Raw genomic sequence first — 21,210 nt, 5'->3', positions numbered from 1 at the left:
AAAGCACCTTTAAAGATACTTTTTGCAATACCACTTACCTAAGAAATTTTGTCCCACTTAATGGTGTTTTCCAGAATGAGTGCAAAAATAATCCCCATTAAAAGCCCATTACCTAATAGTGAACTGAACATTGTGGGTAACGAATCGAGTACCGCTGATGGCGCTGACATTAAAAAGATCCCCACAAAAATCGGCAGTGCTAATCGGTAAATATTACGCGCATTCAGTTTCATATCCGTCAGAAATGAAAATGACGAAAACAATAACGGCAAATATGTGGCTAACATCACCGCGCTACCAATCGCGAGGGGCAACGAACGGAAAAATTGCGTGAGTACAGCAATTCCCCCTACACAAAGAAAAATAATACTACCAATGCTAAAGGAAATTCGAGAGCTGTCTTTTGTTTGAGTAATCAGACCAATAGAGGACACAAATGGCGAGAAAGGCACGATGCCCAGAGGTGCAGCAAGTACCGTCACAAAACCTGACATCATAAAACTACGTCGGTACAGTGATTTGGTCGGCTGTGAATTGGGGTAGAAAACATCAGTTCCTCGCATCGCTCCAAAGGTATTTGAGGTATTCAGAATACCTGCAAAGATAGCGGTTAAAATAATACTCACGCTAATTTCGTCCGATTTACCAAGTGGAAAAAGCAGCCACGAAGCAGGCGATACTGGTAATGTGTTACTACCAAACAACATGCTGTACACCGCCCAACCAGTGATTGTACCAATCAACAATGCGTATTTACTGATACTCGCAGGTAAATAAATAATAATCCCAATCACTAACGCAAGCACAGCAAGGGCAAGAAAGAAGACTGGGTAATTGACCGCCACCTCTGCTCCGCCAACACCAAATGGAAGACCCAGCATTCCCTTTAAAAAGATGGTCACCAATTGAGCCCCTAGCAAAAACATAAATACCACTAATACACCAGGCTTAAATAAACTGGCTAGCCAACCGCCAAGCCCGCTTAAGCCAATTAAAATGGTGATAATTCCCGAGAGAAAAATTCCTATAGCGAGGCTCCAACCAATAGTACCAAGGGCGGTTCCTTGCATTGATTCAGATAATGTGACGGTTAAAATCGTCGCCCACCATAGCCCTGTAGGCCCTTCCATAACCGACCGTTTGTGACCTAAGAAAGCTTGCAACAAACAGGCTAGCGCGGTTAATAAAAATGAATATTGGGTAATGGTAAAAGTGATTTGGTCTGATAAATGGAACGCAGATTGTAGGGTTGGTGGGATCACCACGGTATTACAGAAGATAAAAAAGAACCATTGAAAGCCAGAAATAATATTATTTTTTTTAATGTTAATTGAACTCATGTTTATTCCTTGCCTAACTTTATGAAAAATAGTTTAGGAGAGCCCACTTCAGCTTTCTTTCTATTTGGTTAAGTCAACTCGCGAGGCACCTATTTGCATCATGTCAAAAAAATACCTTAGATTCCATTTAAATAATGGTTTTAAAAGACGACATATTTGGTTTTATGGTTTATTACTATTATTTAATCTATTTTATCTATTCATAAATATTAATAATAAATTTACCCTCCAGTCTTACACATTAGCTAAACTACGTAGATATATCTAACAATTAATTACCCTAGCAGTCACCGCACAAGTAATTGAATATCATTATTTCTACTTTAGTTTTAAATACTAAAATATCACTTTAACCATTCATTTATAACTTCCTAAAGAACTATTTAAATTTTAGAAAATTAAAATAAAAATTCAGTAATAATATTTAAAATTAAGTTAGTTTATTTATCTCAGTTTATTCGAAGATAGATTTTGGATAAGTAAGAATAATGTGAAATGTTAAATAAAAAAACATAAGAGCGGAGTTTATCACTCTTTAATATCAATAAATTAACATACAAAATAAGGTGGGTATAAAGTTGCGCATTTTAATTCATTATGCAAATAAAGCCAGTATTAATTACTGATTTTATATTCTCCCTAACATTTATAAAAAAAACCAACTGGTCTGATATTCGAGTTATCTATATTTATGATAAAAGAATAATACTGTGAAATGAGATTACAAACACAGCGATAACTAAAGTATAAAACATTCAAAATGATGTTGGAGCATGAGAATAATGAATATTGTTGACCGTTTTATTTCTTACACCAAAGTGAATACCACCACTGATCGGGAAAAAGGCGCTGCGGGGATCATGCCATCCTCTGAAGGGCAACGCGTATTAGCCAAGCAACTTGTTCAGGAGCTAGAAGCTCTCGGCGTTGAAGATATCAAACTACGTGATACCGCCATTGTCACCGCCACACTGCCCTCTAACCTTGATTACGACGTCCCAACTGTCGCATTTTTTGGGCACTTAGACACAAGTGCAGAACAAACTAATGATACTAAAGCACAAATTCTGCCTTATACCGGCGAAGACTTGTGTATGAACAAAGAACTGAATATTTACTTACGTAAGAGCGACTTCCCTGAGCTAGTCAATTATATTGGCGATGACATCATTGTCACCGATGGAACCAGCTTATTAGGTGCTGATGATAAAGCAGCTATCGCATCTATTATGGATATGCTGCAGTACTTCAAACAAAACCCTGACGTAAAACACGGAACCATCAAAGTTGGTTTTGTACCTGATGAAGAACAAGGCCTGCGCGGTGCAAAAGTGTTTGATGTTAAAGAGTTTGGTGCAGATTTTGCCTATACCCTCGACTGCTGCGGGATTGGTGAGTTAGTGTATGAAAACTGGAACGCAGGGGATGCAGAAATTATCTTTACAGGTAAATCTGCCCATCCAATGTCAGCAAAAGGTAAATTAATCAACTCATTATTGATGGCACAAAAATTTATTGCCATGTTACCAGGGGGTGAAGCACCCGAATATACCGAAGGGCGTGAAGGCTACTACTGGGTTAAACAAATGTCAGGAAACAGCGCGCGTACCGTGTTAAAAATGGACGTTCGCGATTTTACTGAAGAAGGCTACCGTGCACGTATGGCTTTCTTGAAAAAACTGGCTGAAAACTGTGAAGACCTGTGGGGCAAAGAAAGCGTCGTTTGCAAATTAGCCGATCGCTATTCGAATGTGTATAACAGCCTGCAAGGTGATAACAGCTATCCAATTGATATTGCTGTTGATGCTTACCAAGCTTGCGGCATTACACCGAAAGTTATTCCAATGCGTGGGGGTTATGATGGTGCCGCATTGTCGCAAAATGGCTTGCCTTGCCCGAATATTTTCACTGGTGCTCATAACTTCCATTCAATCTATGAATATCTTCCAGTGAAGTCCCTGTATGCAGCAAGCGATGTTCTGAAACAAGTGGTCCAGATTACGGCTGAACGCTTCAAACCAGGAGCAAAAGCATGATCCCAATTCTAACGGTTCTGATTATCGTTGTTTTGGTTGCGCGGTTTATTTTGAAGGGCTACAAAGCAGAACCTGTGTTACTCATCGCGGGTTTAGCACTGATGATCTTCACCATGGCGCTGGGTTGGGGGCCAATCCTGCCTAAAAACGTCGCAACAACAGGGATAACCTGGCTCGACCCATTTGAAGTGATGCGCGACCTTTTCAGTAGTCGTGCGGCAGATCTTGGTTTGATGATCATGGCTTTGATGGGCTTTGCACAGTATATGGACCATATCGGTGCAAATGAAGCCGTTGTTCGTGTTGCTACTAAGCCACTGAAAAACATGCGTTCGCCATATGTGTTGCTGTTTTTCTCTTTCTTATTGGCAAGTATCCTACAACTGGCAATTCCGTCAGCAACTGGCCTTGCTGTATTACTAATGGGAACCATGTTCCCGATAATGATTGGTTTGGGTTTATCACCTGCGTCCGCGGCTGGGGTTATTGCAACCTCTCTCGGTGTTGCATACACACCAACCGCCATCGATGCAATTCGTGGTGCAAAAGCCGTTGATATGTCTGTCGTTGAATATGTCCTTTACTACCAAGGCCCTGCGGCATTAGCCACTGTGCTGGTGGTCGGTATTACCCATATTTTCTGGCAACGTCATTGTGACCGTAAACAAGGCTTTGTACCTGAAATCGGTAAAGCCGTTCAATCCAATGAAAAGACTGAAAGCAAAAAATCCGTTCCAGGATACTATGCATTTCTTCCTATGCTACCCATCGTGATGGCAGTCGGTACATCCAATCTATTCTTTGCAGGTATTCACTTAGATGTAGTGACCATTGTATTGATTGCGATGGCAATTTGTATGGTGATTGAAACCCTAAGAGTACGTAATTTTAAATTGGTATGTAATGGCTTTCAAACGTTCCTTAACGGAATGGGGCATGCTTTTAGTAACGTTGTTGGCTTACTCGTTGCAGCTGGGGTATTTGCTCACGGTATCAAAGTCAGTGGTGCAATTGACCAACTGATTTTAGGTGCGGAATCAGTCGGCTTACCGCCATTTGCTATGGCGATCGTCTTTGCCCTAGTGACACTTGCTGCCGCAATTATCATGGGCTCAGGGAATGCGCCATTCTTAGCGTTTGTGGAGTTAATTCCGCAAATCGCACACAGCATGGGCGTGAATCCGATCTCGATGATCCTACCGATGCAACAAGCTTCCCATATGGGTCGTGGTATGTCCCCAGTAGCAGGTGTGATCATTGCCGTATCCAGTGGAGCAAAACTACAGCCTTTCGATGTGGTGAAACGAACGGCAGTACCGCTGATGGTCGGTTTTGTTGCACACTGTGCAATCATTGGTATCTTCTATTAGTCTGTATGACTACGAGCTACAAAATAAAAAAGAGGGAGAGACTCCCTCTTTTTTTGCTTAAAAATCAATGATCACATTGGCAAGCCTTAACCACATCATGGTACTTATCGGATCCTTCTGGACAACAAGCATCTATCGTTTTATTGATAATTTCAGCCAATGTATTAACTGTCGCTATAATCAAAGGGAGCTGTTCACAAACCGTTGCACAGCTAGACTTCTCTGTCTCTGGGCGAGTCGGAGGCATTAGGCTATCACATAAAATCTCTTGCAGAACCAATGAAAAATTCGCTATTCCAGTAGTATAAATATACGCACGTCCCCCCGTTTGTGCTGCTAAGCGCTCATACTCTTTCGTGACTTTGTCTCGGTCACTCAAGGTTGGGAAACGGTCAATATTGGATGGATCATCATTTGGTGTGCCTTGATAAGTATATACTTTTACATTGGCATTTTGTGCAACGGCAATAGCCTCGTTATTTTTCAATACCGCCGCACTCGTTAACGTCCCTCCGCCACCTTCTAAGCCTTCATCCCCCAAGACAAAAATCGCTCTACGTGCGTTATCACGCCAATCAAAATAGTTACTGACATCAATCACCGCGCGACACAAATCTTCTTTATTACCTGCATGGTCAATACCATCCGCTTCTTTAAAAGGCTGCCTTGCCTGTAAACTATTTTGACTAACGCCTAAGGCTGTTAAATAGTCACTCACTGATTGGTCAAATTTTGTGTTATCCCATGTCCCTTGGATACCTAAAAAAGTGGCTCTTAACTGAGAAGGACAATTCGCAGCTGCTTTTTCGATAGCAGCATCAATTTGCTGACTCAGGTCATTTGACTCATCTGACATTGAACCACTGGTATCAATAATAACGACTAAATCCAATGCAATAGAACCTCTTCCAGTGACAATCTGGGAAGTATTAATAGCGGCAAAATTATTCGATAAATTCCCTTGTTGGGTAGACAAGTTCATTTTTTCATTATCACTCTGATTATTTATGACATCTTTATCCATTTAATATTCCTTTTAAATTTAAAATAAAAAATAATTAATCACCTTATTATTTCCCCTAATTGATATCGAGGTCATTTATTATCACTATTTTTTATTTATCATCATCCTATAAAAATTAACAACATCTAATAAAACTCAATATTTATATATAAATTTACCAGCGTTATATTGCTTCAAATTTTTTCAAAGGCCATGCGAGAAAAAATAAATAACCAATAAAAACATCTAATTAAAAAACCATGATAAATATAAAAACAAACGATTAATTCAACTTAATAAATAATTTAAAGTAAAATGAAAAAATTTGATCAACTAACTGAAATATACAGTCATGCCTTTCAGTGGCCCTTTCGTATGCATATCGATATTCCTACGATAAAACCATATTTAGATAAGTTAGAAACACTGGCTATTTTAGATTATGGATGTGGTGCAGGGTTTATATCGCACTGGTTAGAGACAGAAGGAGCAAAAAATATAGTTGGGTTTGATATTTCACCCAACATGCTCAATTTGGCAAGAAAAAATGCAAAACTGAGTAATTCAAATATTACTTACACCTCTAATCTTGATAATTATTTTGAATATTTTGATTTAGCTCTTGCCATTTATGTTTTTCCTTATTGCCAGCATGTGAACGATATACACTCTATTGTGCAGTCAATTTACCGTGTATTGAAACCAAATGGCCGCTTAACTATATTAACAATTAACCCTGATTTTTCTGGAAATAGCGAATATTATTACACGTATGGCTTTCGGTTAATTGAAAAACAACCAAGAAAGGATGAAAGTGCCATTCATTTTAATATTTGTATCCCTCCTTATAATGAAACAATACAAGCTTATTATTATTCCTATAACACGTTAGGTAATACTATTTTACAGGCTGGATTCAGCTATCTTCAATATGGAAACATAATTGCCGACCATTCTGAAACTACAGAGCTATATTTGGACTACCTACAATGTCCTCACGCCCTACTTATAACAGCATCGAAAACCGCATAGTTATTTCTAATAAACCTACAATTTTGATTAAAGGACCCTATATGAATTTAAAAACACGCAGTTTATTACTACTGCAAAATACCCGTTTTTTAACACTGGCTACACAAGGTAATGATCAATTACCTTGGGCATCGACTGTCGAACATTGCGTCAAATTAAACCCACTACGCTTTATTTGGTTTTCGTCTCGAAAAGCAAAACACTCTAAGAATATCCAACAAAATGAAAAGGTCAGTGGCTCATTATTTAATCACTCATTACCTGAAATGCTAAAACTAGGCCTAGATGGAATGCAATTTACAGGGAAAGCACGAGAGCTCACGGATGTGGAATGTGAAGAAACCCTTGAAGAATTTTATCTCCAATCACCTTTTGATGAAATATCACCCTCTTCCACTAAAGTAAATTTGGATGCATTACGTGGTAATGGCCATTCACGCTTTTATGAAATGACAGTCGATCATTTATGGATGTTTGATATGGAAAGCTGGGAGGATAAACAAGAAAGTCGAAGAGTCGCCGTCCCAATATCATTGCTTAGTAACAAATAAGCTTTTTTATCATCTGTTAGGCATAAAAAAACTGGTGCCTTACGACACCAGTTTTTATCAAGAAACACTTGGAAATCAGAAATTAATTCTGGTTGTCACTCGTGAAACCTGCATTTAACAGTTCAGCTAAGTTCGCTGTTGCTTCATCTGCGCTAACTTGTGGCGCTTCCACAACGTCGTTCAGATGACGGCGACGGATACGGTCTTGGTGATATGCAAAACCAGTACCTGCTGGGATCAGACGTCCAACAATAACGTTTTCTTTCAGACCACGCAGTTCATCACGTTTACCCGCAACGGCAGCTTCTGTCAGTACGCGTGTTGTTTCTTGGAACGATGCTGCTGAGATAAAGGACTCTGTTGCCAGAGATGCTTTAGTGATACCCAACAGGTCGCGTGCGTAATTGGCTGGAATTTTGCCTTCCACTTCCAGTTTACGGTTAGAAACTTTAACACGTGAGTACTCGACTTGTTCACCTTCTAGGAATTCAGAACTTCCTGCATCCGCGATGGTGACTTTACGCAGCATCTGACGAACGATAACTTCGATGTGTTTATCGTTTATCTTAACGCCTTGTAAGCGGTAAACTTCCTGAACCTCATTCGTGATATAACGCGTAACAGCATGGACACCACGCAGACGCAGAATATCATGTGGAGATTCTGGACCATCAGAAACAACGTCACCGCGTTCAACGATCTCACCTTCGAACACGTTGAGCTGACGCCATTTAGGGATCATCTCTTCGTACGGATCGCTACCATCTAATGGGGTGATAACCAGACGACGTTTACCTTTGGTTTCTTTACCAAACGAGATAATACCGCTGATTTCAGCCAAGATTGCAGGCTCTTTCGGACGACGTGCTTCGAACAAGTCAGCTACGCGTGGCAGACCACCCGTGATATCTTTAGTACCCACAGATTCTTGTGGAATACGCGCTAAAGTATCACCCGCATTGATAGCAACGCCATCGTCTAACTGAACAATTGCTTTACCCGGTAAGAAGTACTGAGTTGGCATGTCCGTGTTAGGGATAAGAACATCGTTACCATTTGCGTCAATAACACGCAGAGCAGGACGCAGGTCTTTACCACCACTGGTACGTTCCGCAGTATCCAGAACAACGATTGAAGACAGACCTGTTAACTCATCAGTCTGACGCGTCATTGTTTGACCATCAAGCATGTCAGAGAAGCTGATGAAACCAGAAACTTCACTGACGACTGGCATGGTATGTGGATCCCAGTTCGCAACAGTCTCGCCACCCGTTACCGCAGCGCCATCACCTTTAGACAGGTGCGCACCGTAAGGTACTTTGTAGCTTTCTTTCGTACGACCGAATTCGTCAATCAGACGCAGTTCAGTATTACGTGAAGTAATAACCAGTTTGCCTTCTGAGTTCGTAACGAATTTCGCGTTAACCAGTTTCAGGGTACCTGTGTTACGGACTTGGATGCTAGATTCAGCTGCCGCACGAGATGCCGCACCACCAATGTGGAACGTACGCATCGTTAACTGTGTACCTGGCTCACCGATTGACTGTGCCGCGATAACACCGATAGCTTCACCTTTGTTAATGATATGACCACGAGCAAGGTCACGACCATAACAGTGCGCACACACACCAAAGTCTGTTTCACAACTTACAACAGAACGTACTTTCACGCTGTCGACAGAGTTAGCTTCTAACAGGTCACACAGTTTTTCATGAAGTAGGGTGTTACGTGGAACCAGAATGTCCGCTGTACCTGGGATCAGGATATCTTCAGCAGTCACACGACCCAGTACACGCTCACGCAGTGGTTCTTTAACGTCGCCACCCTCGATAACCGGAGTCATCAGGATACCTTCGTGAGTTCCACAGTCGTCTTCAGTCACAACCAAGTCCTGTGCAACGTCAACTAAACGACGAGTCAGATAACCAGAGTTCGCTGTTTTCAATGCGGTATCGGCAAGACCTTTACGCGCACCGTGCGTCGAAATAAAGTACTGGAGAACGTTCAGACCTTCACGGAAGTTTGCCGTGATTGGTGTTTCGATGATGGAGCCATCTGGCTTAGCCATCAGACCACGCATACCCGCTAACTGACGGATCTGAGCGGCGGAACCACGAGCACCAGAGTCGGCCATCATAAAGATACTGTTGAAAGAAACTTGTTGTTCTTCGACGCCATCACGGTTGATAACGGATTCAGTCGACAAGTTTTCCATCATCGCTTTAGCAACACGTTCGTTTGCCGCTGCCCAGATATCGATAACTTTGTTGTAACGTTCACCTGCTGTCACCAGACCAGACTGGAACTGTTCCTGAATTTCTGCCACTTCTGCTTCTGCTTCGGCGATGATCCCAGCTTTTTTCTCTGGAATAACCATATCGTCGATACCAACTGATGCACCTGAACGTGCCGCATAGGCAAATCCGGTATACATGATTTGGTCAGCAAAAATAACGGTAGGCTTCAAGCCCAGAACACGGTAACAGGTGTTCAGCATTTTAGAGATCGCTTTCTTACCTAACGCTTGGTTAACCAGCGCATAAGGTAGACCTTTTGGTACGATCATCCATAAAATTGCACGACCAACCGTGGTATCCACTAACCCCGTGTTGATAGTGATGTTACCTTCCGAATCTTTCACTTCTTCAGTGATACGGACTTTAACGCGGGCATGCAGTGAAGCATGACCAGAACGGTAAACACGCTCAGCTTCTTTAGGACCGGCTAATACCATGCCCTCGCCTTTCGCGTTTACGCAATCACGAGTCATGTAGTAGAGACCCAATACAACGTCCTGTGAAGGAACGATGATAGGCTCACCACTTGCAGGTGACAGGATGTTGTTGGTTGACATCATCAACGCACGTGCTTCTAACTGAGCTTCCAGAGTCAGAGGAACGTGTACCGCCATTTGGTCTCCATCGAAGTCGGCGTTGTATGCCGCACAAACGAGTGGGTGCAATTGGATAGCTTTACCTTCGATCAAAATAGGTTCGAACGCTTGGATACCCAGACGGTGAAGTGTTGGTGCACGGTTCAGCATGACTGGGTGTTCGCGGATAACTTCATCCAAGATATCCCAAACAACCGCTTCTTCGCGCTCAACCATTTTCTTCGCAGCTTTGATGGTTGTTGCCAGACCACGTAATTCTAATTTGCCATAGATAAATGGTTTGAATAACTCAAGAGCCATTTTCTTCGGCAGACCGCACTGATGCAGACGCAGGTATGGACCTACGGTGATAACAGAACGACCTGAGTAGTCAACACGCTTACCAAGTAAGTTCTGACGGAAACGACCTTGTTTACCTTTGATCATATCAGCCAAAGATTTCAGAGGACGTTTGTTAGAACCTGTGATAGCACGACCACGACGACCGTTATCTAACAGCGCATCAACCGCTTCTTGCAACATACGTTTTTCGTTACGTACGATGATGTCTGGCGCAGCCAGATCCAGAAGACGTTTCAGACGGTTATTACGGTTGATCACGCGACGATACAGATCGTTCAGATCTGATGTTGCGAAACGGCCACCATCCAGTGGAACTAATGGACGCAGATCCGGTGGTAATACTGGCAGTACGTTTAAGATCATCCACTCTGGTTTGTTACCAGATTGAATGAACGCTTCCAGCAGTTTGATACGTTTGGTCAGCTTTTTACGCTTAGTTTCAGAGTTAGTTTCGTTTAACTCTTCACGCAACGTTTCACACTCGTTCTCAAGATCGAGGTTTTTCAGCAGACCTTGGATAGCTTCCGCACCCATTTTCGCATCAAATTCGTCACCGAATTCTTCCAGCGCATCTAAGTATTGCTCTTCTGTCAGAATCTGTGCACGTTCAAGGCTGGTCATACCGCCTTCAACAACTACATATGATTCAAAGTACAGAACGCGTTCGATATCACGCAGTGGCATATCGAGCAGCAAACCGATACGGGATGGCAGTGATTTTAAGAACCAAATATGTGCAGTCGGAGAAGCAAGTTCAATGTGACCCATGCGCTCACGACGGACTTTGGTCTGTGTAACTTCAACGCCACACTTCTCACAAATCACACCGCGGTGTTTTAAACGTTTGTACTTACCGCACAGACATTCGTAGTCTTTCACTGGCCCGAAAATACGTGCACAGAAAAGACCATCACGCTCAGGTTTGAACGTACGGTAGTTAATCGTTTCTGGCTTTTTCACTTCACCGAATGACCATGAACGGATCATATCAGGTGATGCCAGAGCAATCTTGATAGCATCAAACTCTTCGGTCTTGGTTTGCGCTTTCAGAAACTTTATTAAGTCTTTCACAAAATGCTCCTGTCGGAGTTAGACCTGTCAGGTGAGTATTCAAAGACACTCTCCCCAAATCCCAGTGCTTACATAGGCCGGAAGGCGAACCCTCCGGCACAAAACGAATTACTCGTCTTCCAGCTCGATGTTGATACCCAGTGAGCGGATTTCTTTCAGCAATACGTTGAAAGATTCCGGCATACCAGGTTCCATCTGATGGCTGCCATCGACGATGTTTTTATACATCTTCGTACGGCCGTTAACGTCATCCGATTTAACTGTAAGCATTTCTTGAAGAGTATAGGCTGCACCGTATGCTTCCAGTGCCCACACTTCCATCTCCCCGAAACGCTGACCACCGAACTGCGCTTTACCACCCAGCGGTTGCTGAGTAACCAAGCTGTAAGAACCTGTTGAACGGGCGTGCATCTTATCGTCAACCAAGTGGTTCAGTTTCAGCATGTACATGTAACCGACAGTAACTTGACGCTCGAAACGCTCGCCAGTACGACCATCGAATAATGTAATCTGACCTGAAGTTGGCAGACCACCCAGTTTCAGCAGTTCTTTGATTTCTTTCTCTTTCGCACCATCAAACACTGGTGTCGCAATTGGCATACCTTTTTTCAGGTTCTCAGCCAAACGCATCACTTCTTCGTCAGAGAAAGTGTTCAAGTCAACTTTCTGGCGTGGATCATCACCTAAATCGTACGCTTTTTGGATAAACTCACGCAGTTTGGCAACTTCTTCATGCTGTTTAAGCATAGCATTGATTTTCTCACCAATACCTTTTGCTGCCATCCCCAAGTGGGTTTCCAAAATCTGACCGATGTTCATACGTGATGGTACGCCCAGTGGGTTCAGAACGATATCAACTGGGTTACCGTTTTCATCGTAAGGCATGTCTTCAACTGGGTTGATTTTTGAGATAACACCTTTGTTACCATGGCGACCCGCCATTTTATCACCCGGTTGGATCTGACGTTTAACAGCCAGATAAACCTTAACAATTTTCAGTACGCCAGGTGCCAGATCATCACCTTGGGTAATTTTACGACGTTTAGCATCGAGTTTTTTCTCGAACTCAGATTTCAGTTCGTCATACTGTTCAGCTAATTGCTCTAACTGGTTTTGCTTCTCTTCATCAGCTAAAGATAACTCTAACCAACGATCGCGAGGCAGCTTGTCCAGTTTTTCAGCTTCAATTCCGCCGTTAACCAGTACAGAACGGATACGCGCAAACAGGCCAGCTTCGAAAATACGCAGCTCTTCTGTTAAGTCTTTCTTCGCATCACGTAACTGAGTTTCTTCGATCTCTAATGCACGTTTGTCTTTCTCTACACCATCACGGGTAAATACTTGTACGTCGATAACCGTACCAGAAACACCGTTAGGAACACGTAAAGAAGAGTCTTTAACGTCTGACGCTTTTTCACCAAAGATAGCACGCAGTAGTTTCTCTTCTGGGGTTAACTGAGTTTCACCTTTCGGTGTTACTTTACCAACCAGAATGTCGCCGCCTTTCACTTCCGCACCGATATAAACGATACCGGACTCATCCAGTTTAGAAAGTGCAGCTTCACCGACGTTTGGAATATCTGCAGTGATTTCTTCAGGCCCTAATTTGGTGTCACGAGACACACAAGACAGTTCCTGAATGTGAATAGTCGTGAAACGGTCTTCTTGAACAACACGCTCAGAAACTAAGATGGAGTCTTCGAAGTTATAACCATTCCATGGCATGAAGGCCACGCGCATGTTTTGACCTAGTGCTAATTCGCCGAGGTCTGTTGAAGGACCATCTGCTAGCACATCACCACGTTCAACTGGCTCACCTAAAGATACACAAGGCATCTGGCTAATACAGGTGTTCTGGTTAGAACGGGTATATTTAGTCAGGTTATAAATATCAATTCCAGCTTCGCCTGGGTACATCTCATCTTCGTTAACTTTGATAACGATACGAGACGCATCAACGTACTGAACTGAACCACCACGTCTTGCAACAGCCGTTACACCCGAGTCAACCGCTACTGCACGTTCCATACCTGTACCAACTAATGGTTTGTCAGCACGTAAAGTTGGAACCGCTTGACGTTGCATGTTCGCACCCATCAATGCACGGTTGGCGTCATCGTGTTCAAGGAATGGGATCAGTGACGCACCAACAGAAACAACCTGTTGAGTCGAAACGTCCATATATTCAACCTGTTCACGGCTGAATAAGCTTGATTCACCTTTGTTACGACAAGTGACTAACTCTTCGATAAAGCTACCATCTTCACCTAATACGGTGTTTGCCTGAGCAATGATGAAGTTACCTTCTTCAATTGCAGACAGATAGTGAATCTCATCAGTGACTAAGCCATCACGAACTAAACGGTATGGTGTTTCTAAGAAACCGTACTCATTGGTCTGTGCATAAACAGATAATGAGTTGATCAGACCGATGTTTGGACCTTCAGGCGTTTCGATTGGACATACACGACCGTAGTGAGTTGGGTGTACGTCACGTACTTCGAAGCCCGCACGTTCACGAGTCAGACCGCCTGGGCCTAATGCAGAGATACGACGTTTGTGCGTAATTTCAGACAGTGGGTTGTTCTGGTCCATAAATTGTGACAGCTGGCTGGAACCAAAGAACTCTTTAACTGCGGCTGAAATAGGTTTAGCGTTAATCATATCCTGTGGCATTAATGCATCAAGGTCACCCAGAGAAAGACGCTCTTTCACTGCACGCTCAACACGAACCAGACCAACACGGAATTGGTTCTCTGCCATCTCACCAACGGAACGAATACGACGGTTACCTAAGTGGTCGATGTCATCGACTTCGCCTTTACCGTTACGGATATCGATGAGTTTGCGCATCACCTCGATGATGTCTTCTTCACTCAGGATACCAGAACCTTCGATTTCATCGCGGTTCAGTGAACGGTTGAACTTCATACGACCTACAGCAGACAAGTCGTAACGGTCTTCAGAGAAGAACAGGTTCTCGAACAGGTTTTCTGCCGCTTCACGGGTCGGCGGCTCACCAGGACGCATCATGCGGTAGATTTCTACCAATGCACTCAGACGGTCGTTAGTTGGGTCGACACGAACGGTTTCAGAAATGTAAGCACCATGGTCTAAGTCATTGGTAAACAATGTTTCGATTGTTTTATGACCAGACTGGCTCAGACGTGCCAACATGTCTAAAGAAAGTTCCATGTTTGCTGCACAAATCAGCTCACCAGTACTTTCATCGATGTAGTCTTTTGCAACAACTTTACCTGCGATATATTCAACAGGTACTTCGATATTGCTAACTTCTTCTTTTTCTAACTGACGAATATGACGTGCAGTGATACGGCGGCCTTTTTCAACATAGACTTTACCGTTCGCTTCGATATCAAAAGAAGCAGTCTCACCACGCAGACGCTCAGGAACCAGCGTCATCATCAGTTTGTTATCGCGGATTTGGAATACAGTTTTCTCGAAGAACAGGTTTAAAATTTCTTCGGTGTTGTAATCCATTGCACGCAGAATAATGGTCGCAGGTAATTTACGGCGACGGTCAATACGTACAAACAGGTTATCTTTCGGGTCAAATTCGAAATCAAGCCATGAACCACGGTAAGGGATAATACGTGCGTTATAGAGCACTTTACCTGAAGAGTGTGTTTTACCTTTATCGCTATCGAAGAACACACCTGGACTACGGTGTAACTGAGATACGATAACACGCTCTGTACCGTTGATAACGAAAGTTCCGTTTTCAGTCATGAGTGGAATTTCACCCATGTAGACTTCTTGTTCTTTGATATCTTTAACGGTGCCTTCTGGTGCTTCACGCTCATAAACGATCAGGCGTAATTTAACACGTAGAGGAGCAGAATAAGTCACACCGCGAATTTGACATTCTTTAACATCAAAAACAGGCTCGCCTAAACGATAGCTGACATATTGCAGTTCAGCATTACCGCTGTAGCTCTGAATTGGAAACACAGAACGGAAAGCTGCTTCCAGCCCATTCTGGCCATCTGGATCTTGCTCGATAAACTTCTGGAACGAGTCAAGTTGGATAGAAAGGAGGTAAGGTATGTCCAAAACTTGTGGACGTTTACCAAAGTCCTTACGAATACGTTTTTTCTCGGTATAGGAGTAAACCATAGGTTTCCTCAGCTCGTTGATCAGTGACCCAAGTGGTTAGCTCTTAAAGTAAGAGTCTTAACCGCAACGCGTTTTATATAAGAAATGGAAAATGAATACTTTCCTTAATACTCATTGCTATTACTCTTAAATCATTTCATTGCGCGCTTTAGCTACCGAGCTACCCGAGCGGGTCGTAGCGAAGAACACAGTATATTAAGTCGTCAATAGAAAGAAGTATTGGAGGGTTGTTGTTAACATTAAAACTGCGTGAAAAGCTGTTAACACCCATCACGCTTTACAGCGCAAAAAGGCTGGTGATTAAAAAATCACCAGCCGTCAGCCTAATTAAATTAAGCTGCGTTCTTGAAATTGAACTTATTTAAGTTCAACAGAAGCGCCTGCTTCTTCAAGAGCTTTCTTCAGAGTTTCAGCTTCGTCTTTGCTTGCGCCTTCTTTGATGGTCGCTGGAGCTGATTCTACCATGTCTTTAGCTTCTTTCAGGCCAAGACCAGTTGCGCCACGAACTGCTTTGATAACTGCAACTTTGTTACCGCCGATAGCAGACAGAACAACGTCGAATTCAGTTTTTTCTTCAGCAGCTTCAGCAGCAGCACCTGGAGCAACAGCAACAGCTGCAGCAGCAGAAACGCCGAATTTTTCTTCCATCATAGTAATCAGTTCAACAACGTCCATTACAGACATTTCTGCAACTGCATCAAGGATTTGGTCTTTAGTGATAGACATAACAAGTGTTCCTAAAATTCAGAAATAGTTTATACGTTAAAAAGCAACGAAGGAAAGGGCTTATGCAGCTTCTTTCTGATCGCGCAGAGCAGCCAGAGTACGAACCAATTTGCCGGCAGCGGCTTCTTTCATGGTTGCCATCAGGCGTGCGATTGCTTCATCGTAAGTTGGGAGAGTTGCCAGACGATCGATATCTTTCGCTTGGATTAACTCACCTTCAAAGGCCGCAGCTTTAATCTCAAATGCTGGATTCGCTTTCGCGAACTCTTTGAACAGACGAGCGCCAGCGCCCGGGTGTTCGTTAGAGAAAGCAATTAAGGTTGGACCAACAAACGCGTCTTTCAGTACATCATAAGAAGTACCTTCAACAGCACGGCGAATCAGTGTGTTACGAACAACACGGATATAAACGCCAGCTTCGCGACCTGCTTTACGCAGTTCAGTCATTTTTGCTACAGTTACGCCGCGTGAATCAGCAACAACTGCAGAAAGCGCGCCTTTGGCTACTTCGCTGACTTCAGCAACAATCGCTTGTTTGTCTTGAAGATTTAGTGCCATTAGCTTCTTGCTCCTGGATTAACCGGGAAAACCCCCGGGACTCACATCACTCAGATACAACATGTATTTGAGCGCTAAAACACGGTGAGCAGAATAGAATCCAGAATAAAATTCTAGGTATCTCTGTCACCGTCTACGCAGGTAAATTAAGTGACTATAAATAGCACACCTGCGGTCTTGGACGGGGTCTGGAAAGGCCAGACTCCATACCGAAATTTGTGGTTTGTTGGATACATTTCTATACCCAACAAACTCAAGGCGTCAAATTTTATACAAAATCGACGCAAAGGTAAAGCTTAATTACTCATTAGCCGAAGCTATAGCAATTAAACTGTCGCTGACAGACCAGCTTGGTCAACAGCAACACCTGCACCCATAGTGGTAGACAGGCTAACTTTCTTGATGAAAACACCTTTAGCAGAAGCTGGTTTTGCTTTTTTCAGCGCGATCAGCAGTGCTTCTAAGTTTTCTTTCAGTTTGTCAGCGTCGAAATCAACTTTACCGATAGTGGTGTGGATGATTCCGTTTTTGTCATTACGGTAACGAACCTGACCTGCTTTAGCGTTATTAACCGCTTCAGCAACGTTAGGTGTTACAGTACCTACTTTCGGGTTTGGCATCAGACCACGTGGGCCTAAAACTTGACCTAATTGGCCAACAACGCGCATTGCATCTGGAGAAGCAATAACAACGTCAAAGTCCATTTCGCCAGCTTTGATTTTATCAGCCAGATCTTCCATACCAACCAGTTCAGCGCCAGCAGCTTTAGCAGCTTCAGCGTTTGCGCCTTGTGCGAACACAGCAACGCGAACTGAACGGCCAGTACCGTGTGGCAGTACAGTTGCACCGCGAACGTTCTGGTCAGATTTACGAGCATCGATGCCCAGGTTAACAGCAACGTCAACGCTTTCAACGAATTTAGCTGTCGCTAATTCTTTCAGCAGTGCAACGGCTTCAGCGATGTCATACTGTTTAGTAGCATCAACTTTTTCACGGATATTGCGCATGCGCTTAGTCAGTTTAGCCATTGTCTTAGTCCTCCACAACCAGGCCCATGGAACGAGCAGTACCTTCGATTGAACGCATCATTGCGTCAACGTCAGCACCAGTCATGTCCGCAGCTTTAGTTTCAGCGATTTCGCGAATCTGAGCAGAGGTCACTTTACCAACTTTGTCTTTGTTAGGCTTGCCTGAACCAGACTTAACGCCAGCTGCTTTTTTCAGCAGAACTGCTGCAGGTGGAGTTTTGGTAACGAAAGTGAAAGAACGGTCTGCGTAAACAGTAATAACAACAGGAATTGGTAAACCTTTTTCCAGGCTGTCTGTTTTTGCGTTGAACGCTTTACAGAATTCCATGATGTTAACACCTTGTTGACCCAGAGCTGGACCAACTGGTGGACTTGGGTTCGCCATACCAGCCGCAACTTGCAGCTTAACGTAGGCTTGAACTTTCTTAGCCATGATATTTCCTCTAGATGGGTGATAACGCCTTAACGTTCGTAAGGCTCCCCGTTACATTAAACATGCCCTGCCTAATATAGGCTCAATTAAGAAGCGAAACTGGCAAAGCATAAAAACAAAAGGCGCGAAATTGTAGTCAAATTTCACGCCTTTTGCAAGTCAGTTTTGTCGTTTAGATTAGGCTTTTTCGACTTGGCCAAAATCCAATTCGACAGGAGTTGCACGACCGAAAATAGAAACAGAGACTTTTAAGCGGCTCTTTTCATAGTCGATTTCTTCAACAACACCGTTAAAGTCAGCAAATGGACCTTCGCTAACACGAACCATTTCACCTGGTTCAAACAGTGTTTTCGGACGTGGTTTATCACCAACTTGTTGTAAGCGGTTCATGATAGCATCAACTTCTTTATCGCTAATTGGTGCTGGACGGTCTGAAGTCCCACCAATGAACCCCATTACACGAGGTACACTACGTACTAAGTGCCAAGAGTCATCATTCATGACCATTTGGACTAAGACATAGCCTGGGAAGAATTTACGTTCACTCTTACGGCGCTGACCGCTACGGATTTCAACAACTTCTTCTGTTGGAACCATAACTTCGCCAAAAGAATCTTCCATAGCATGTAATTTGATATGTTCACGTAAAGATTGTGCTACGCGACCTTCAAAACCAGAGAATGCCTGAATGACATACCAGCGCTTTTTAGGTGAATCGGACATTTAGAATAACCTCAGGCTTGTAATAAATGAAACTAAACGCACCAGGATACCATCTAATCCCCACAGTATTAATGACATTACAGCCGTTACTGCGGCAACAATTAAAGTAGTTTGTAATGTTTCCTGGCGAGTTGGCCAAATGACTTTTCTCATCTCGACACGAGCTTCGCGTGCAAACGCCAGTGTTGCTTTACCTTTTGTTGTCCATAAAGCGACAGCACCTGCAATAGCGACCACAGCCACAACTGCAAAAGCACGCAGCGCGAGATTATATTGACGGAAGTAATAGTTGCCAACAATTGCAATTATTAATAGGGCACAGACAATCACCCATTTGAAAATGTCTGCACTGCGTCCACTTCCTTGAGCTTCGCTATTCGCACTCATAATTCAACCTGTTACCATGAAGTATGTACAAAGCCTGTTTGCTTACAGAAACAATCAAGCCAAACCAATAGAATATGCCAACATATCCCTCAATTACTACAAACTAAGCCTGCAAAATTTGATAGGGATATCAATAACATCACCCGCGAGTTAAAACAATTAGCCTTGTTAATGGAGGTAATTAGCGCTATTCGTTCTGCAAATACAACCCATTGCAGCCACATTCTATTTCGCAAGTACTATTCGTTCGTCAGTACTTTCCATTTCACAAGTGCTATCCATTTTGCAGGATTTTCAGCATGCTCAGTAAATTTTCAGCCACACCAATAGAAAAATCAGGTTCTTTTTGTGGCAGCGGTAAAATATACCATATCTTCGGAGCAAAACCTTAATAAATCTCATATAACTGCGCAAAGGAACCAACGCAATTATTAATTCGTTGTTTCAGAGCCTATCTCACCAATAATTATTTAGAAATGATTGATGAGATAGGTTCTTAATTTTGCAACGTATAAAAAGGACGTCTATAAGACGCCCTTTTTACTAAGTAGTTCTTTCTTATTCAGAAAGAGCGGTATTATGCAATAATTTTTGCAACAACACCCGCACCTACAGTACGGCCACCTTCACGGATTGCGAAACGTAAACCGTCGTCCATCGCGATTGGGTGGATCAGGGTAACGATCATGTTGATGTTATCACCTGGCATTACCATCTCTACGCCTTCTGGCAGTTCGATAGTACCTGTTACGTCAGTTGTACGGAAGTAGAACTGTGGACGGTAACCTTTGAAGAATGGAGTGTGACGACCACCTTCATCTTTGCTCAGAATATAAACTTCTGATTCAAATTTAGTGTGTGGCTTGATTGAACCTGGTTTAGCAAGTACTTGACCACGTTCGATTTCTTCACGTTTTGTACCACGCAGCAGAACACCAACGTTCTCACCCGCACGGCCTTCGTCCAGTAATTTACGGAACATTTCAACGCCAGTACAAGTTGTTTTAACCGTATCTTTGATACCAACGATTTCAACTTCTTCACCAACTTTGATGATACCACGCTCAACACGGCCTGTTACTACTGTACCACGACCTGAGATTGAGAATACGTCTTCAATTGGCAGCAGGAACGGACGGTCAATTGCACGCTCTGGTTCTGGGATGTAAGAATCCAAGTAACCGGCTAATTCAACAATTTTCGCTTCCCACTCTGGGTTGCCTTCCAGCGCTTTCAGTGCTGAACCGCGAACAACTGGAGTGTCGTCGCCTGGGAAGTCGTACTGAGACAGTAACTCACGAACTTCCATTTCAACTAATTCTAACAGTTCTTCATCATCAACCATGTCACATTTGTTCAGGAATACGATGATGTAAGGAACACCAACCTGACGACCTAACAGGATGTGCTCACGAGTTTGTGGCATTGGGCCATCAGTCGCAGCAACAACCAAGATTGCACCGTCCATCTGTGCAGCACCTGTGATCATGTTTTTAACATAGTCGGCGTGTCCTGGGCAGTCTACGTGTGCGTAGTGGCGAGTTGGAGTATCGTACTCTACGTGAGAAGTAGAGATGGTG

Annotated in this window: 15 protein-coding genes; 4 read left to right on the top strand and 11 right to left on the bottom strand. The window is 43.2% G+C overall.

All coding sequences use genetic code 11. The annotated features are described in order from the left end of the window. Positions 1-38: 38 nt before the first annotated feature. Positions 39-1,340: a uracil/xanthine transporter gene (locus KDJ85_RS18610; protein WP_225820904.1), complete on the bottom strand. Its 1,302-nt coding sequence runs from the start codon at positions 1,338-1,340 to the stop codon at positions 39-41. 782 nt (positions 1,341-2,122) lie between these two features. Here KDJ85_RS18610 and pepT point away from each other — a divergent pair. After that, complete coding sequence (gene pepT / locus KDJ85_RS18605; RefSeq protein ID WP_225820903.1) at positions 2,123-3,376, top strand: peptidase T; 1,254 nt, start codon at positions 2,123-2,125, stop codon at positions 3,374-3,376. Continuing rightward, positions 3,373-4,746, top strand: a complete 1,374-nt coding sequence (gene dcuC / locus KDJ85_RS18600) for a C4-dicarboxylate transporter DcuC (protein ID WP_225820902.1) — start codon at positions 3,373-3,375, stop codon at positions 4,744-4,746. The genes pepT and dcuC overlap by 4 nt, the downstream gene beginning before the upstream one ends. A gap of 64 nt (positions 4,747-4,810) precedes the next feature. Here the strand turns inward: dcuC and KDJ85_RS18595 are convergent, their stop codons facing one another. Continuing rightward, positions 4,811-5,728, bottom strand: coding sequence for a VWA domain-containing protein (locus tag KDJ85_RS18595; RefSeq protein WP_225820923.1), 918 nt, complete (start codon positions 5,726-5,728; stop codon positions 4,811-4,813). Positions 5,729-6,064: 336 nt separating this feature from the next. Between KDJ85_RS18595 and KDJ85_RS18590 the strand changes: the two genes are divergently transcribed. Together KDJ85_RS18590 and KDJ85_RS18585 are read left to right on the top strand one after the other, a co-directional pair. After that, a complete protein-coding gene (locus KDJ85_RS18590; RefSeq protein ID WP_225820901.1) occupies positions 6,065-6,781 on the top strand; it encodes a class I SAM-dependent methyltransferase in 717 nt (238 codons plus the stop codon). A 41-nt stretch (positions 6,782-6,822) separates the two neighbouring features. Beyond that, entirely contained in the window at positions 6,823-7,332 is a 510-nt protein-coding gene (locus tag KDJ85_RS18585) for a pyridoxamine 5'-phosphate oxidase family protein (RefSeq protein WP_225820900.1), read from the top strand. 82 nt (positions 7,333-7,414) lie between these two features. Here the strand turns inward: KDJ85_RS18585 and rpoC are convergent, their stop codons facing one another. From rpoC to tuf, 9 genes are all read right to left on the bottom strand, one after another. Beyond that, positions 7,415-11,638: a DNA-directed RNA polymerase subunit beta' gene (rpoC, locus tag KDJ85_RS18580; protein ID WP_225820899.1), complete on the bottom strand. Its 4,224-nt coding sequence runs from the start codon at positions 11,636-11,638 to the stop codon at positions 7,415-7,417. 108 nt (positions 11,639-11,746) lie between these two features. Then, positions 11,747-15,775 (bottom strand): DNA-directed RNA polymerase subunit beta, encoded by a 4,029-nt coding sequence (rpoB, locus tag KDJ85_RS18575; RefSeq protein WP_225820898.1) that lies wholly within the window; start codon positions 15,773-15,775, stop codon positions 11,747-11,749. 357 nt (positions 15,776-16,132) lie between these two features. Beyond that, on the bottom strand, positions 16,133-16,501 hold the full coding sequence (gene rplL / locus KDJ85_RS18570) for a 50S ribosomal protein L7/L12 (RefSeq protein WP_206086830.1): 369 nt from the start codon (positions 16,499-16,501) through the stop codon (positions 16,133-16,135). A gap of 60 nt (positions 16,502-16,561) precedes the next feature. Further along, complete coding sequence (gene rplJ / locus KDJ85_RS18565) at positions 16,562-17,059, bottom strand: 50S ribosomal protein L10 (RefSeq protein WP_154626049.1); 498 nt, start codon at positions 17,057-17,059, stop codon at positions 16,562-16,564. 326 nt (positions 17,060-17,385) lie between these two features. Beyond that, the gene (rplA, locus tag KDJ85_RS18560; protein WP_206086831.1) at positions 17,386-18,087 is read right to left on the bottom strand and encodes a 50S ribosomal protein L1; all 702 of its coding nucleotides are present in this window, start codon (positions 18,085-18,087) and stop codon (positions 17,386-17,388) included. 4 nt (positions 18,088-18,091) lie between these two features. Continuing rightward, positions 18,092-18,520: a 50S ribosomal protein L11 gene (gene rplK, locus KDJ85_RS18555; RefSeq protein ID WP_004264379.1), complete on the bottom strand. Its 429-nt coding sequence runs from the start codon at positions 18,518-18,520 to the stop codon at positions 18,092-18,094. 177 nt (positions 18,521-18,697) lie between these two features. Beyond that, positions 18,698-19,243: a transcription termination/antitermination protein NusG gene (gene nusG / locus KDJ85_RS18550; protein ID WP_004264378.1), complete on the bottom strand. Its 546-nt coding sequence runs from the start codon at positions 19,241-19,243 to the stop codon at positions 18,698-18,700. Next, the gene (gene secE / locus KDJ85_RS18545; protein ID WP_004265885.1) at positions 19,244-19,630 is read right to left on the bottom strand and encodes a preprotein translocase subunit SecE; all 387 of its coding nucleotides are present in this window, start codon (positions 19,628-19,630) and stop codon (positions 19,244-19,246) included. It lies immediately after the preceding gene. 577 nt (positions 19,631-20,207) lie between these two features. Beyond that, positions 20,208-21,210, bottom strand: a 1,003-nt coding sequence (tuf, locus tag KDJ85_RS18540) for an elongation factor Tu (protein ID WP_225820897.1), incomplete at its 5' end; no start/stop codon positions are given.

The organism is Providencia vermicola (assembly GCF_020381325.1).
GTDB lineage: Bacteria > Pseudomonadota > Gammaproteobacteria > Enterobacterales > Enterobacteriaceae > Providencia > Providencia vermicola.
Note: the sequence above shows the minus strand (reverse complement) of the source record. Positions and strands in the feature narration are given on the sequence as shown.

What these genes read in the sequence shown, in the direction of transcription:
- nusG (WP_004264378.1), bottom strand. Translation starts at nt 19,243, where the DNA reads ATGTCCGATTCACCTAAAAAGCGCTGGTATGTCATTCAGGCATTCTCT.
- dcuC (WP_225820902.1), top strand. Translation starts at nt 3,373, where the DNA reads ATGATCCCAATTCTAACGGTTCTGATTATCGTTGTTTTGGTTGCGCGG.
- KDJ85_RS18590 (WP_225820901.1), top strand. Translation starts at nt 6,065, where the DNA reads ATGAAAAAATTTGATCAACTAACTGAAATATACAGTCATGCCTTTCAG.
- rplL (WP_206086830.1), bottom strand. Translation starts at nt 16,501, where the DNA reads ATGTCTATCACTAAAGACCAAATCCTTGATGCAGTTGCAGAAATGTCT.
- rpoB (WP_225820898.1), bottom strand. Translation starts at nt 15,775, where the DNA reads ATGGTTTACTCCTATACCGAGAAAAAACGTATTCGTAAGGACTTTGGT.
- rplJ (WP_154626049.1), bottom strand. Translation starts at nt 17,059, where the DNA reads ATGGCACTAAATCTTCAAGACAAACAAGCGATTGTTGCTGAAGTCAGC.
- secE (WP_004265885.1), bottom strand. Translation starts at nt 19,630, where the DNA reads ATGAGTGCGAATAGCGAAGCTCAAGGAAGTGGACGCAGTGCAGACATT.
- KDJ85_RS18610 (WP_225820904.1), bottom strand. Translation starts at nt 1,340, where the DNA reads ATGAGTTCAATTAACATTAAAAAAAATAATATTATTTCTGGCTTTCAA.
- rplK (WP_004264379.1), bottom strand. Translation starts at nt 18,520, where the DNA reads ATGGCTAAGAAAGTTCAAGCCTACGTTAAGCTGCAAGTTGCGGCTGGT.
- KDJ85_RS18595 (WP_225820923.1), bottom strand. Translation starts at nt 5,728, where the DNA reads ATGAACTTGTCTACCCAACAAGGGAATTTATCGAATAATTTTGCCGCT.
- KDJ85_RS18585 (WP_225820900.1), top strand. Translation starts at nt 6,823, where the DNA reads ATGAATTTAAAAACACGCAGTTTATTACTACTGCAAAATACCCGTTTT.
- pepT (WP_225820903.1), top strand. Translation starts at nt 2,123, where the DNA reads ATGAATATTGTTGACCGTTTTATTTCTTACACCAAAGTGAATACCACC.
- rplA (WP_206086831.1), bottom strand. Translation starts at nt 18,087, where the DNA reads ATGGCTAAACTGACTAAGCGCATGCGCAATATCCGTGAAAAAGTTGAT.